13 protein-coding genes are annotated in these 13450 nt (G+C 62.9%); 5 read left to right on the forward strand and 8 right to left on the reverse strand.

Annotated features, from left to right (window positions below):
- The first annotated feature begins 141 nt into the window (after window positions 1-141).
- Window positions 142-1608, forward strand: coding sequence for a PLP-dependent aminotransferase family protein (locus tag GUC32_RS17330; protein WP_049294892.1), 1467 nt, complete (start codon window positions 142-144; stop codon window positions 1606-1608).
- Here GUC32_RS17330 and GUC32_RS17335 read toward each other — a convergent pair.
- From GUC32_RS17335 to GUC32_RS17350, 4 genes are read right to left on the reverse strand one after another with little or no spacing between them, the layout of a single operon-like run.
- A complete protein-coding gene (locus tag GUC32_RS17335) occupies window positions 1605-2105 on the reverse strand; it encodes a protein disulfide oxidoreductase (RefSeq protein ID WP_060447954.1) in 501 nt (166 codons plus the stop codon). The genes GUC32_RS17330 and GUC32_RS17335 overlap by 4 nt on opposite strands.
- Window positions 2098-2814 carry a DsbA family protein gene (locus GUC32_RS17340; RefSeq protein ID WP_025303706.1) on the reverse strand — a complete coding sequence of 239 codons (717 nt, stop codon included), beginning with the start codon at window positions 2812-2814 and terminating at the stop codon, window positions 2098-2100. The genes GUC32_RS17335 and GUC32_RS17340 overlap by 8 nt, the downstream gene beginning before the upstream one ends.
- Entirely contained in the window at window positions 2811-4847 is a 2037-nt protein-coding gene (locus GUC32_RS17345; RefSeq protein ID WP_342122409.1) for a protein-disulfide reductase DsbD, read from the reverse strand. The genes GUC32_RS17340 and GUC32_RS17345 overlap by 4 nt, the downstream gene beginning before the upstream one ends.
- 49 nt (window positions 4848-4896) lie before the next feature.
- Window positions 4897-5259, reverse strand: a complete 363-nt coding sequence (locus GUC32_RS17350; RefSeq protein WP_060447956.1) for a hypothetical protein — start codon at window positions 5257-5259, stop codon at window positions 4897-4899.
- 205 nt (window positions 5260-5464) lie between these two features.
- Here GUC32_RS17350 and flk point away from each other — a divergent pair, with 205 nt between their 5' ends.
- Window positions 5465-6493 (forward strand): flagella biosynthesis regulator Flk, encoded by a 1029-nt coding sequence (gene flk, locus GUC32_RS17355; protein WP_060447957.1) that lies wholly within the window; start codon window positions 5465-5467, stop codon window positions 6491-6493.
- 4 nt (window positions 6494-6497) lie between these two features.
- Here flk and GUC32_RS17360 read toward each other — a convergent pair whose 3' ends face one another.
- Window positions 6498-6953, reverse strand: coding sequence for a rhodanese-like domain-containing protein (locus GUC32_RS17360; RefSeq protein WP_049207351.1), 456 nt, complete (start codon window positions 6951-6953; stop codon window positions 6498-6500).
- 93 nt (window positions 6954-7046) lie between these two features.
- Between GUC32_RS17360 and GUC32_RS17365 the strand changes: the two genes are divergently transcribed.
- Window positions 7047-8480 (forward strand): PLP-dependent aminotransferase family protein, encoded by a 1434-nt coding sequence (locus GUC32_RS17365; protein WP_188016067.1) that lies wholly within the window; start codon window positions 7047-7049, stop codon window positions 8478-8480.
- Between the two features lie 27 nt (window positions 8481-8507).
- Here the strand turns inward: GUC32_RS17365 and GUC32_RS17370 are convergent, their stop codons facing one another.
- The gene (locus tag GUC32_RS17370; RefSeq protein WP_025303712.1) at window positions 8508-9404 is read right to left on the reverse strand and encodes an endonuclease/exonuclease/phosphatase family protein; all 897 of its coding nucleotides are present in this window, start codon (window positions 9402-9404) and stop codon (window positions 8508-8510) included.
- Between the two features lie 217 nt (window positions 9405-9621).
- Between GUC32_RS17370 and pepT the strand changes: the two genes are divergently transcribed.
- On the forward strand, window positions 9622-10869 hold the full coding sequence (pepT, locus tag GUC32_RS17375) for a peptidase T (RefSeq protein ID WP_049294897.1): 1248 nt from the start codon (window positions 9622-9624) through the stop codon (window positions 10867-10869).
- Here pepT and GUC32_RS17380 read toward each other — a convergent pair.
- Window positions 10866-11978, reverse strand: coding sequence for an SLC13 family permease (locus GUC32_RS17380; RefSeq protein ID WP_049203718.1), 1113 nt, complete (start codon window positions 11976-11978; stop codon window positions 10866-10868). The two genes, pepT and GUC32_RS17380, sit on opposite strands and share 4 nt — an antisense overlap.
- Window positions 11979-12132: 154 nt before the next feature.
- Between GUC32_RS17380 and apbE the strand changes: the two genes are divergently transcribed.
- On the forward strand, window positions 12133-13164 hold the full coding sequence (gene apbE / locus GUC32_RS17385; RefSeq protein ID WP_342122415.1) for an FAD:protein FMN transferase ApbE: 1032 nt from the start codon (window positions 12133-12135) through the stop codon (window positions 13162-13164).
- 51 nt (window positions 13165-13215) lie between these two features.
- Here apbE and GUC32_RS17390 read toward each other — a convergent pair whose 3' ends face one another.
- Window positions 13216-13437 (reverse strand): hypothetical protein, encoded by a 222-nt coding sequence (locus GUC32_RS17390; RefSeq protein ID WP_004936201.1) that lies wholly within the window; start codon window positions 13435-13437, stop codon window positions 13216-13218.
- Between the last annotated feature and the right edge of the window lie 13 nt (window positions 13438-13450).

Below are 13450 nucleotides of genomic sequence, written 5' to 3' on the forward strand. Positions count from 1 at the left end.
TCAGGCACAGAGTGTAACTCGGCCATTTTTTCTCACTATAGCCACTTTACGGCGTTGTCATGCAGGCCACTTTTCTGCGCTTGAAGCCCCGTTGACATGGGTTATAGTAAAAAGCTCTCTCCTTAACCGGGCCAATTTCGCATGCACATTCCGTTAGATCGCGAGCAGGACGTTCCGCTCTATTTACAGATCGAAGAAGCGCTGCGGCGCGCCATCCTTACCGGCGTGTTCGTCGATGGCGACAAGCTGCCCTCGACGCGCACGCTGGCGGCCGAGCTGGCGGTCAGCCGTTTAACGGTGGATAACGCCTATGCCGAACTGGCGGCCAAGGGCTTTTTGCATCAGCGGCGCGGCAGCGGCGCCTATGTTGCGCACCCGCAGGCGCAAACGCGCCCGGCCCGGCCGACCAGCGATACCCCCTTCCCGCTGGAGAGCTTCACCACCCTCACCTCGCGGCTGGACGGCTATGCCGACGCCCCGCTGCCCGAGGGGCTGATCAACTTCGCCGCCGGCGTCGGCAGCCCTAAGGTGTTTCCGCTGGAGGCGTTTCGCAAAGTGCTGCTGTCGGTGCTCAGCCGCCATGCGGAAGAAGCCTTCAGCTACGGGGAGTACTGCGGCTACTACCCGCTGCGCGATACGCTGAGCCGCATCCTCAGCGCACAGGGTATCCCCACGCAGGCGGAACAGGTGCTGATCACCAACGGCTCGCAGCATGCCATCAGTCTGGTGGTGCAAAGCCTGCTGGCGCCGGGTGATACGGTGATCGTCGAAGAGCCGACCTACGCCGAAGCGCTGGGCCTGCTGCGCCAGCACCGCATCAATATCGTCACCGTGCCCGGCGATCGCCACGGCATGCTGGTCGAACGATTGCCCGAGTTGCTGGAACGCCACCGCCCTAAACTGATCTACACCATCCCCAATTTCCACAACCCGACCGGCCGCTGCCTGAGCGAGGTGCGTCGGCGACGCCTACTGGCGATCGCCCAACAGGCCGGCGTGGTGATCCTGGAGGACGATTTCGTCGGCGATCTGCGTTACCAGGGCAAGCAGCTGCCGTCGCTGCGCGCGCTGGCGCAGCCGGGCGCGGTGATCTACGTCAGCACTTTCTCCAAGATGCTGCTGCCCAGCATGCGCATCGGCTATCTGGTGGCGGACAGCGAACACTATCAGCGTTTTGCCAGGCTGAAACACGTCGACAGCTTCACCAGCTCCAGTCTGATCCAGCGGGCACTGGACGCGTTCGTCACCGTCGGCCGTTACGACAAGCAGCTGCGGCGCGCCGGGCGCGTCTACCGCCGCCATCTGGAAGTGATGATCGACGCGTTGCAACGGCGGTTGCCGCCGGGGTGCCGTTTCGAAACGCCGCAAGGCGGCTTGTTTATCTGGCTGACGCTGCCCGCGACGGTAACCACCACCGAACTGATGCCGGTGGCCTGGCGACACGGCGTCACTTTCGCGCGCGGCGAATGCTTTTATGCCCAGGAACAGCTGGGCGCGCACAGTCTGCGGCTAAACTTTGCCGCCAACTCGCCGCCGCAGATTGAAGAAGGTATCGCCCGGCTAGGCCGGGCGATTGAGGAAGTGATAACAGAGAAAAACGCCGGTTAGACGGCGGCCCACCACAGCCGCAGCTTCATCCCCCAGTAACTGGTCCAGCCGGTGGTGCTCTGCACCACTTTGCCCTGCGAGATCACCACGAAGGTCGGCGTCACACCAATCTGCCACTGCGCCGACAGCGTACCGGCCGGATCGTTGACCACCGGCAGCGCCAGCCGTTTGCGTGCCAGCCACTGTTTCACCTGGGTATCGTCGCCCGAGCGCAGCGCGACGGTCAGCACGTTGCCGCCCGTCGCCTGCAAACGGGCGACGTCCGGCGTGGTGAAACGGCAGACGCCGCACCAACTGGCCCAGAAGTAAACCAGCAGCGGCCGTTCATGGCTGAGCTGCGCCAACGATACGCGCTCACCGTCCAACGTGGTCAGCGTCTGGGCATCGAAGGCCGACGGCGCCTGCGGCGCGTTCAGCCAATCCATTACCGTGACCACCGCCAGTACGATCAGCGCCAGCAGCAGCAACTCGCGCCCCCAGCGCTTGAGCTTAGCCATGGTTGGCCTTCGCCAGCTGCTGCTTCACCATCGTTTCCAGCTCTTCATAGGACACCGCCCCCGGCAGCATTTGATCGCCGATCAGCGTCGCCGGCGTCCCTTGTACGCCCAATTGTTCCGCCAATTCCATATTGGTGCGCAGCGTGGTCATGCTTTGTTCGCTCGGAGCCACCGCCTTGACGCCGGTTTTTTCTTGCGCGGCGGCGATGCTGGCCTTGTCGTGGAAGCCCTTTTTCGCCATCAGCCGCTGGTGCAAAGCCCAGAATTGATCCGGATGCTGCTGCCAGGTGGTGAGCGCCACGCGCGCCGAGCTGACCGAGCTTTCGCCCTTGAACGGCAATAGCTTCACCACCAGCGCCACATCCGGGTATTGCTTGACGATCTTCTCCAGCATCGGATCAAACCGCTTGCAGTACGGGCAGTTATAGTCGGTAAAGGTCACCAGCGTCAGTTTGGCGTTGGCGGCGCCCAGGCGCGGGCTGGCCGGATCCTGATACAGCGTTTTGGCATTCTGCTTGATAGCCTGGCTGATTTGCTGGCCTGCGGTCTGCTGCTGCCAGGCGTCCACCGCCTGCGCCAGAATGTCCGGGTTGGACACCAGCGTTTCGCGGATCATCTCTTTAATGCGCGCCTCTTGCGCCGGGGTGAAAGGCTCGGCGGCCCACGCCGGGGCGGCGATGATCATCAGTAAAATCAGTAGCTTTTTCATTGTTCGGTTCCTTTGGCATGGGAGAGCGTTTGCAGCACGGCGTCACGGGTCAACAGCGGGGATAACACCTCGCCGTCCGGGCTGCCGGGGCCATAGATTTGGTTGAAAGGCACGGCGACGCTGCCGCGCTTTTGCAGGAAGGCGCTGATGTCGGCCGACGGGCGGCTCCAGTCGCCGCGCAGCGCGACCACATCGTCGGCGCTCAGCGCGCGCTGTACGTCATCGCGCAGCAGCACATTGAATTTGTTGGCTTTACAGGTCACGCACCAGTCGGCGGTCACGTCGACGAACACCCGCTTATGCTGGGCCAGCGCCTCGGCAATCGCCTGTTCGCTCAGCGGTTGCCACTGCACCCGATCCTGCAACGGTTGGCGCCACAGGCCGGCGGTCAGCGAGCCGGCCAACAAGGCCACGCCAGCCAGCACCAACGTGCCCGCCGCCAGCTTGGCCGCTAACCGTGCTCCCTGCTGACGCCATACTGCCAGCAGCAACGCCAGCAGCGCCAGCGCCCCCAGCCACAGCGTGGCCTGCACGCCGATATGATTGCTCAGCAGGCTCAGCAGCCACAGCGACGACGCCAGCATCAACAACCCCATCGCCAGCTTGACGGTATTCATCCAGCGGCCGGGGCGCGGCAAGCGCAGCGCCAGCGAAGGCCAGGCGGCGATCAGCAGCCACGGCAGGCTCATGCCGATGCCGAGTGCGATGAACATGCCCCACAGCACCGGCAGCGACGCCGCCAGCGCGAAGGCCACCGCCGTGCCGAGAAACGGCGCCGAGCACGGCGTCGCCAGTAGCGTAGCGAACGCGCCCTGCCAGAAATGGCCGCTCAGACCGTGCCCGTTATGGGTGGCCAGTGAGGTATTCAGATCGGATGAGAGGCGCAGATGGAACAGGCCAAACAGGTTGGCGCTGAACAGCAGCGTCACCAGCACCATAAAGCCGACAAACCACGGATTCTGGAACTGAATGCCCCAGCCAAGCGCGTGGTTGCCGAGTCTCAGCAGCGTCATCAGCAAGGCCAACGCCATAAACGAGGCGACGATACCCAGCGACGACGCCAGGAACTGCAAACGAACGCTGCGCCGATCGCGATGCTCCACCTGCAGGATAGAACCGAGCTTGATGCCCAGCACTGGCAGCACGCACGGCATCAGGTTGAGGATTAACCCACCCGCCAGCGCCATCAATACCGCTTGCCATAACGGGAACGCCGCACCGGCAGGCGCGGCCAGCGGATCGCCAATCGGCAGCGTAATCTGCTGCGCCATGCCGCCGTCGTCAATCACCAACGTCAGCGTTTTGCCGCGCAGATCCGGCGCCGCATCGCCCCAACCGTCGCTGACCGGCACTCGCGCCAACAGCTGAGCACCGTCGGTCTCGACCTGCGGCTTGCCGAGATCGGCATCCGCTAGCGTATCGAAGAACAGCGCGGGTTGCTGCCAACCGGCGGCGCGTTCGGCGGAAATCTGCAGCTCGCCGCTGCGATAACCGGCCTTGACGCTTTCCGCCAACCCGGTGGCGATCGGCACCTGCCCCATCGCCTGCGCGAAATCGTGGTTAAACAGCGGATCGTTCGGCGTGGTCAGATCCAGGCTGAACGGGTAGTCGGTCAGAATGCAGACATTGCTGCAAGTGGACAGCGTCAGGGTGCCCGCCAGCGGGCCGGACACCTGGCCTGGCATCACGATCGGCAGCGTGACCCAATCGTGATAGCCCTGGGTGGAAATGCCGGCCACCTCGAAACGCTGCGGCGTCGGCCAGTGCCAGGTTGCGGGCGGCGGGTTGCCCTGCCAGACGATAGCCGGCGCGATGCCGCCTTCGCCTGGAGAGCGCCAGTAGGTTTTCCAGCCTTTTTGCAGCTCGACCGACAGCAGCAGACGGGTCTCTCCCGGCTGTGACGTGTCGGCGCGCAGCCGCACCTTGGCATGATCGTTGGCCGGGTTCTGCAGCCAGCCGCTGTCCGCCGCCTGCAAGGCAGGCAGCCACAGCATAAACAGGCAAGCGCAGGCCAGCCTGATAATTTTCAACATGTTAATTCTCCATAAATGATTAATTCACCGCGAAAAACGGGCGATTAACTCATTCACGGAAGACGCATAATCGAAGGTGCACCCTGAGGGTGGGCGGTGAAATGACGCGGGGAGGAGGAATGCGCAGGCGCGCGGCCATGGTCGGCGCCAACAGCGCCAGCAGCAGCCCCAGCCCGAACAGCACGGTTTCGAACATTACCGGCGGCGCGGCCAGCAATGATTTGGCGCTCAGTTCACAGGGCGTCGGCTGCGCTTCGGCGGCGGCATCGCTGGACTGAACGGCGGTAGCGGCCGGGATCCCCAGCGTTTGCTGCAGCGCATGCAGGCCCGCCATGCGCTGGGTCATGCACGTCAGCACCACCAGGCAAGCCAGGCATAAAAACCATTTTGCAATCCGCTGCCGTTTAACCATGCCATCCTCATGTTCAGATCTGGGGTTATCTTAGCGGCGCAGACGCGATTAGCAACGTTTTGTCGGTAAAGAAATGTCTGAGCGGCGGTATTGATGGCGGCGAATTACAGGTATCATAGAGGGTAAGCCTGCGCTTTTCGCCGGGTACGATGACGATTCTCTCCTCCAGGCACACTGCGGGGATACACAGCGAAGGACTGGTGATATGCAACCTTTGAGTGGGCCGGGCACCCCAATCGCCGGCGAGCGCCCTCCCTCCCCGGGCAAAACGGCGGCCACTGACGATCAACCCCTCTCTCCGGCGCAGCGCACGACGCTGGAAAAACTGATCGTGAAAATCATGACGCTCAGCCCGGCAAAGTCGGCGGAGATCTGGGCGTCTCTGCGTCACGATCTTGGCGCCGACAACGGCGGCGAACTGCTGGCGCGCCATTTTCAACCGGCGGAACAGCTGCTGCAAACGCGCCTGACGCAGGCGCAGCAAAACCACGCCGGGCGCCAGCTGTTGCAACAGCTGGCCGAATTACTGCCCCTGGGCAACAACCGCCAGGCGGTCAGCGACTTTATTCGCCAGCAGTTCGGCCATACGGTGCTGAGCCAGTTGAGCCCGCCGCAGCTGCAGCAAGTGCTGAATCTGTTGCAGACCGGCGGCCTGACCATTCCCCAGCCGCAGCAAACCGCCACCAGCGATCGCCCGCTGCTGCCCGCAGAGCATCAAAGCCTGCAGCAGCAGATCACCAAACTCAGTGCCGCCACCGGCGAAGCGCCGGCTAAAATCTGGCAAACGCTGTTCGATCTGGCGGGTGTGAAAACCAACGATCCGCTGCCGGCGCGCCACTTCCAGCTGCTGAACCAGTTTTTACAGGTGAAAGTGGCGCTCAGCCCGCAGAGCGCACCGACGCTGAACAACCTGCTGGCGGCGCTCAAACAGCCGGCGGACGAGCAAGAACTGCAGCAGATGAACGACTATTGCCAGGCGCGCTTCAACTGCGGCGCCAATGCGCCGCTGACGCACCCGCAAATGAGCGACGCCATTCATCAACTGTTTGCCCGCCGTCTGGAGAAGGCCGGCCAGGCGCAGCCGATCGCCAGCCACCCTGTCGAGCCACAGCCGCTGCTCAACCCGCTGATCGCCGCCCTGCCTCTGCCACTGCAAAAAGCGCTCAGCAAGCCGGCCGTGGCGCTGATCCTGCTGCTGTTGGTGCTGGCCGTGGTGCTGGCGCTGGTATTTTAACGCCTCAGGCGCAGCCGCAGTCCGCAACAGCCGCCCGATCGCGCAGCGATCCCGGCTGTTCGCCGATGGCCAACGGATGGCCGTCGCGCAGCCAGAAATCCAGCCCGCCAATCAACTCCTTCACCCTGAACCCCAACGTCGCCAGCTTGTAGGCGCCTTTGGTGGAACCGTTGCAGCCAATGCCGTCGCAGTAGGTCACATACACCTTTTGGCGATCCAGGTGCGCCGTGCCGGCTTCATCCATCAGGCGATGCGGCAAGCTGAACGCGCCGGGGATATGCCCGGCGGCGTACAGCGCCTCCGCACGGGTATCGATCACCACCATTCCGTCCACGCCATTGCGCAAATCTTCCGCCACGTCCCAGGCATCCGCATAGCGGCTCAGTTTGGCCGCCAGATAGGCCAGGCTCTCTTCCGGCGCCGCTGGCGGAAAAGCCAGCACCAAGGATTCTTTCGACATATCACTCACTCCCGTTGATCAAGACAGATGACAATAGTGCCCGATTTTGGTCTTATGATTGATACCCATTTTTTACTCATGATAAGACCCATTATGCGGCACACGCTGATCACGCTGTTTCAGCAATCGCCCCAGGCCATCGGCACGCTGCGCGATCGTCTGTGTGCGGCATTGCGGCAGGCCATCCACCACGGCGCATTGAGCGTTGGGCAACGGCTGCCCTCCAGCCGAGTGCTGGCTGGGGATCTGAACCTCTCAAGGGTGACCGTCGAAGCAGCCTACGGCCAGTTGGAGGCGGAGGGGTATTTGCAGCGCCGCGTCGGCCAGGGCACATTTGTTGCTATCCGCATCGCCAAATCGCCGCCGCCGGCGACCCGCACCGCCATGCCGCGCCTTTCGCTGCGCGGCCAACAGATCGTGCACACCGGCGGCTGCCGCGATCCGCAGCATCCTCAGGCCTTCGCAGCCGGCTCGCCGGACCTGCGCGCGTTTCCGCTGGCCCTGTGGAAGCAGTTGACCGCTCAACGCCTGCGCCTGCAGGGGGAAAGCCTGCTGCGCTACGGCGATCCGCAAGGCTATCTGCCGCTGCGCGAAGCCATTGCCGCCCACGTCAACCAAACGCGCGGCGTAGTCTGCGATGCGAGCCAGGTTATCGTGCTGACCAGTTCGCAGCAGGCGCTGCAAATGATCGCCACCTTACTGTTGGACAGCGGCGACAGCGTCTGGATGGAAGAGCCGGGTTACGCCGGGGCGAGAAACGCCTTTATCAGCGCCGGCGCCGCGCTGACGCCGGTGGCCGTAGACGGCGACGGCCTGCAAGCAGAACCTTCCTTGCCTGATCCGCGTTTGATTTATCTGACGCCCTCGCACCAATACCCGACCGGCGCGGCGCTCAGCCTGGCACGCCGCTTGGCGTTGCTGGCGCAGGCGGAGCGGCAACAGGCCTGGATCATTGAGGACGATTACGACAGCGAATTTCACTACGACGGGCTGCCGATTCCGGCGATGCAAGGCTTGGATCGCCATGGCCGGGTGCTCTATCTCGGCACCTTCTCCAAATCGTTGTTCCCTTCGCTGCGGCTGGCGTACCTGATCGTGCCACCCGCGCTGGTCGCTCCCTTCGTCACCGCGCGCACGGTCTATGACGGCCACAGCGCGCAATTGATGCAGGCGGTGACCGCCGAGTTCATCCGCCAGGGGCACTTCGCCGCGCATATTCGCTACATGCGCCAGCTCTACCACAGCCGGCGCGATGTGCTGCTGACGGAAGTGCGCGAAAAGCTGAGCCACTTCGCCACGGCCGTTCCCGCCGCCGGCGGCCTGCAGCTCAGCGTTTGGCTGCCGCCCGGCCGAGAGGCGGCGCTCAGCCGGCAGGCGTGGCGGCTCGGCGTCCTTACGCCCGGGTTAACGGCGCAATACCAAACGGTTCAGGCCCAGCGCGATGGCTGGCTGCTGGGTTTTTCGGCCCTGACGCCGGGCGAGATCCGCAGCGCCGTCGAGCGGCTGGCGCGGATCGCCGCGGCTTAGCCCTGCCCCGGAGAGACGCCGGCCGGCTTATTGCTCGGTCAGGCGCATCTCCGCCACCAGCGGCAGGTGGTCGCTCACCGCCGGCCAGTGCACGCCGTTCCAATCACCGCTGGCGTTCGGCACCGTCAGGCTGTCCAGATGCCAACGCTGCGCATTGCCGCTAAAGATGTAATCCACCTTGATCTCGGCGTTTTCCGCCGGCCAGCTGCGGCCGTCCTGCCCGTTAGGCATGATGTCGTTCCAATAGCGGCTCAGCTCCAGCCAGGTGACGCTGCCCGGCACATCGTTCATGTCGCCGAACAGCAGCTTGATGCCGCGCACTTCGATGGCGCGATCGTTCAGCTCCCGCACCTGATCCAGACGCATCGTCGGATCTTCCTTGGTATCGAGATGTGCGTTGAACAGGGTGATCGGCGCCGGGAACTCCGGCACGTCAACTTTGGCACTGAAGGCGATGCGCTGTTCGCGCTGGCCGGACGGCAACGGATAGATCACGGCGTCGTGCAGCGGATACTTCGAGAGAAACGCCAGGCCATATTCACCGCCGTCGAAATCGATCGCCCGGCCAAACACCGCCTGCATGCCGGTCAGCTTCGCCAGTTCCGCCGCCTGATCGACGCGCCCACTGCGGGCGGTGAGTTTATCCACCTCCTGCAGCGCCACCACGTCGACGTTCATCGCGCGAATCGCCTTGGCGATGGCGGTCATGTCGCTGACCTTGCCGGCGGCGATATTGAAGCTGGCGACGCGGATCTTCGGCGCCTGCTCCAGCTCGTAGGTTTTGTTCTTCAGGCCGCCCAACGCGCTGGCCACTTCGCGGCTGTTGGCGTTGCTGTTGGCATGCCCGGTATCGGCGGACGCCCAGGCGCTGTGAGAGATACCCAGGGACAGTAAAGTGATAAGCAGAGCGTGACCGGTGTGCATGAATTCTCCTTGAGGGACAGATAAGTGTTATGTAGGCGCTTCCCGGCCCACAGCTAACACCGATTTTGCCGCAGAAACCTGCGACTATTTCCTAGTTGCACCGCTATTTTTCGTTTCTGCGCGATGCTTCGCATTCTGGCGGTTTACGCATTGCGCCGTTGGACAATCGGCTGATTTCGTTTTAAAACCGGTAGATTGCCAACCGCGAGGAGTTCCGATGACCAGCCCGATTGCCGAACAGCTTACCGAACGTTTCTTCCGCTATCTGGCGGTGACCAGCCAGAGCGACGCCGCCGCAACCGCCCTGCCCAGCACGCCGGGGCAGCATGAGATGGCGCAACTGTTGGCGGACGAGCTGCGCCGGCTCGGCCTGGCCGACGTGCAAATCGACGAGCACGCCACCGTGACCGCCCGCAAGCCCGGCACCCAACCCGGCGCGCCGCGCATCGGCTTCATCACGCATATCGACACCGTGGACGTCGGCCTGTCGCCCGAGATTCATCCGCAGCGCCTGCGCTTCACCGGCGAGGATTTATGCCTGAACGCCGAGCAGGACATCTGGCTGCGTACCGCCGAGCATCCGGAGATCCTGCCCTACCGGAACGAAGAGATCCTGTTCAGCGACGGCACCAGCGTGCTGGGCGCCGACAATAAGGCGGCAGTCACCGTGGTGATGACGCTGCTGGCCAACCTGACCGCGGCCGATCGCCACGGCGATATCGTGGTGGCGTTCGTACCGGACGAAGAAATCGGCCTGCGCGGCGCCAAGGCGCTGGATCTGCAGCGTTTCCCCGTCGATTTCGCCTACACCATCGACTGCTGCGAACTGGGTGAAGTGGTGTACGAGAATTTCAACGCGGCAGCGGCGGAGATCCGCATCGAGGGAGTGACCGCCCACCCGATGTCGGCGAAAAACGTATTAATCAACCCGATACGCATCGCCAACGACATCATTAACCGATTCGATGTACTGGATACCCCGGAGCACACCGAAGGGCGCGAGGGCTATTTCTGGTTCACCGATCTGGCCGCCAACGCCAATCAGGCGACGCTGAAGGTGTCGATTCGCGACTTCGATCGCGCGGCGTTCGAGGCGCGCAAGGCCCGCCTTGAGGAGACGGTGCGCCAGGTGGCGGCCAACTATCCGCGCGCCAACGTTAGCTGCAACGTCAGCGACATCTACAGCAACATCAGCAATGCCATCGGCGAAGATCGGCGCGCTATCGATCTGATCTTCGGCGCCCTTGCCGCCCACGGCATCCCGCCGAAGGTGATCCCAATGCGCGGCGGCACCGACGGTGCGGCGCTCTCCAGCCGCGGTATCCTGACGCCCAATTACTTCACCGGCGCGCATAACTTCCACTCGCGCTTCGAGTTTTTACCCGTCAGCGCCTTCGTGAAATCCTATCAGGTGACCCGCAGCATTTGCCTGCTGGCCGCGCGGCAAAGCGGCCAACCGGCTTAGCTCATCACCCAGCCGAGCAACGCGGCCCATACCAACAGCGGCAGCGAATAATAGTGGAAGCGCAACCAGATCTTGCGCTCCCCCGCCATGCGCAGCGCAATCAGGTTGGCGAGCGATCCGATCGCCAACCCGAAGCCGCCGGCGTTGACCGCATAGGCCAGCTGAGCGCTGGAGGGCACATAGTTGAGCAACAGTATGGTGGCCGGCACGTTGCTGACGATCTGCGACAGCCCGACGCCCAACGCATACACGCTCCCCTCGCTCAGCCCGGCGATGGCGGCGAACGCCGGCTGAAGCGGCGGCAAGCGGGTAAACAGGCCGACATCGATGAACATGGCGGCGAACACGAAAATCAGACTCCAGTCGATCTGCAACAGCACTCGGCGCGCCAGCAGCAAGAAACCGGCGAACACCGCCAGCAGCCCGTACAACGGCAGATCGAAATCGAGACACAGCAGGAAAACTGCATACAGCCCTACACAGCTCAGCAACAGCGGCCGCTGGTAGGGATACCCCTCGGTATTCGGCGTTTTCACGATGTCGCGCGCCGGGAAGCTGAACCAGGTCAGCGCCAGTAGGCTCAACATCATTGCGGCGCCAAACGGCGCCATCTGGCCGATAAAATCGAGGAAAGAGAGGCCGGATCGGCTCCACAGTAGGATATTTTGCGGGTTGCCGATCGGCGTCAGCAACGAACCGGCGTTCACCGCCAGCGCCTGGAAGATGATCAAGCGGCCAACCGGCAGCGCCGACAGCTTTTTTAGCGTGATGGTGAGCGGAATGACGATAAACAGCGCCACGTCGTTGGTCAGAAACGACGACAGCAGCGCGGCTGAAAACACCAGGAACAGCGCTAGCCGTCGTTCGCTGTGCAACCGGTTGATAATCTTACGGCCAACGAAGTCGAAGTAGCCGCTAACCTCAACGCCTTTGGTCAGCAGCATCAGCCCCAGCAGGGTGATGAGGGTGCGGCCGTCGATAAAGCCGCCCAACGCCGCCAATGGCTGCGGATGAAAGACGAACATCGCCACGCCGGCCAGCAGCAATACATGCAAGAAGCGATCTTTGACAAAGGGATGGATAATCCGGGAAATGGCGGTTGCACTCATGGTGGCAGCTTGAAACCTCAGCGAAAAGCATGAACGAGACGTTAGCTCAGGCGCGGCTTCAGCGCCAGCAAAATGCTATTTTACCTTTATCCGCTTTTCATTTGCCGCGCTTTACTTTATTTGTAGCGGCTTTCACGGTTTCAAAGGACATGTTATGGCTTCCCTGTTCGCCAAAGGGGCGTTGCTCAGCGCCTTATGCGCCCTGCTCGCCGCCTGCGACGATGCCGCCTCCCGCCCGCAAATCGATATCGACGGCAAGACCATGGGCACCTTCTACAGCGTTAAGGTCAGCGGTGACGTCGCGATCGGCAAACAAGAGCTGCAGCGGCAGATCGACACGGTGCTCGAACGGGCCAACGACGACATCTCGACCTACCGCGCCGATTCGGTACTGTCGCGGTTTAACCACAGCGCCAGCCTCGAACCGCAGCCTATCCCGCGCGGCATGGCGGACATCGTGTTGATGGCCCAGCGCATCGGCCGTGATACCGGCGGCGCCATGGACATCACCGTCGGCCCGCTGGTAAACCTGTGGGGATTCGGCCCAGACAAGCATCCGGTCAAGGTGCCGGAACAGGCGCAGATCCACGCGGCGAAGCAGCGCACCGGCCTGCAGCACCTGAAGCTGATCAGCGACAGTCGCGGGGAGTGGCTGCAAAAAGATCTGCCGGGCATGTATGTCGATCTCTCGACGCTGGGCGAAGGCTATGGCGCCGATGAGTTGGTGCGCCTGATGAACCGTAACGGCATTACCAACTACCTGGTATCGGTCGGTGGCGCGGTCTCTTCGCGCGGCGTCAACGGCCAGGGCAAACCCTGGCGGGTAGCGATCCAAAAGCCGACCGATCGTGAAAATGCGGTGCAGGCGCTGGTGGATCTGCACGGTTACGGCATCAGCACCGCCGGCAGCTACCGCAACTACTTTGAACAAAACGGCCAGCGCTACTCCCATGTCATCGATCCGACCACCGGCAGGCCGATCAACCACCGGCTGGTTTCCGCCACGGTGATCGCCCCCACTGCGCTCGAGGCCGACGGCTGGGATACAGGCTTGATGGTGCTGGGCCCGGAGAAAGCGTTGCAGCTCGCCGAAGAGAAAGGGCTGGCGGTCTACCTGATCAGCAAAACCGACGACGGTTTCAGCGCCGTGATGACGCCGCAGTTCAAGGCGTTTTTAGTGCAGTGAGATAAAAAAGCCCGGCGCGCCATGGCCGGGCTTATTCCTGTTCCGCGCCGATCACTTGGTCAGCGCGATGATACCGAGGGTCAGACCGGCAACCGCCGCCGCGCCGCCGGCGATCGCGCCTGCGGTTTCCCAGTTATCCTGAGTGGTGCCCTTCATACAGGTGTTGGTGTGCACCAGACGCCCCTGGTCATCGTAGACCGGCACGCAGGGAGAATCGGTGGCGCATCCGGCCAACACGGCCGACAGTAACCCAACCGCAATTAACTTTTTCATACTTCTTGCCTCA

The organism is Serratia sp. NGAS9 (assembly GCF_009905295.1).
GTDB lineage: Bacteria > Pseudomonadota > Gammaproteobacteria > Enterobacterales > Enterobacteriaceae > Serratia > Serratia bockelmannii.

Coding starts and splice junctions, on each gene's coding strand:
- GUC32_RS17330 (WP_049294892.1), top strand. CDS start 142: ATGCACATTCCGTTAGATCGCGAGCAGGACGTTCCGCTCTATTTACAG.
- GUC32_RS17335 (WP_060447954.1), bottom strand. CDS start 2,105: ATGGCTAAGCTCAAGCGCTGGGGGCGCGAGTTGCTGCTGCTGGCGCTG.
- GUC32_RS17340 (WP_025303706.1), bottom strand. CDS start 2,814: ATGAAAAAGCTACTGATTTTACTGATGATCATCGCCGCCCCGGCGTGG.
- GUC32_RS17345 (WP_342122409.1), bottom strand. CDS start 4,847: ATGTTGAAAATTATCAGGCTGGCCTGCGCTTGCCTGTTTATGCTGTGG.
- GUC32_RS17350 (WP_060447956.1), bottom strand. CDS start 5,259: ATGGTTAAACGGCAGCGGATTGCAAAATGGTTTTTATGCCTGGCTTGC.
- flk (WP_060447957.1), top strand. CDS start 5,465: ATGCAACCTTTGAGTGGGCCGGGCACCCCAATCGCCGGCGAGCGCCCT.
- GUC32_RS17360 (WP_049207351.1), bottom strand. CDS start 6,953: ATGTCGAAAGAATCCTTGGTGCTGGCTTTTCCGCCAGCGGCGCCGGAA.
- GUC32_RS17365 (WP_188016067.1), top strand. CDS start 7,047: ATGCGGCACACGCTGATCACGCTGTTTCAGCAATCGCCCCAGGCCATC.
- GUC32_RS17370 (WP_025303712.1), bottom strand. CDS start 9,404: ATGCACACCGGTCACGCTCTGCTTATCACTTTACTGTCCCTGGGTATC.
- pepT (WP_049294897.1), top strand. CDS start 9,622: ATGACCAGCCCGATTGCCGAACAGCTTACCGAACGTTTCTTCCGCTAT.
- GUC32_RS17380 (WP_049203718.1), bottom strand. CDS start 11,978: ATGAGTGCAACCGCCATTTCCCGGATTATCCATCCCTTTGTCAAAGAT.
- apbE (WP_342122415.1), top strand. CDS start 12,133: ATGGCTTCCCTGTTCGCCAAAGGGGCGTTGCTCAGCGCCTTATGCGCC.
- GUC32_RS17390 (WP_004936201.1), bottom strand. CDS start 13,437: ATGAAAAAGTTAATTGCGGTTGGGTTACTGTCGGCCGTGTTGGCCGGA.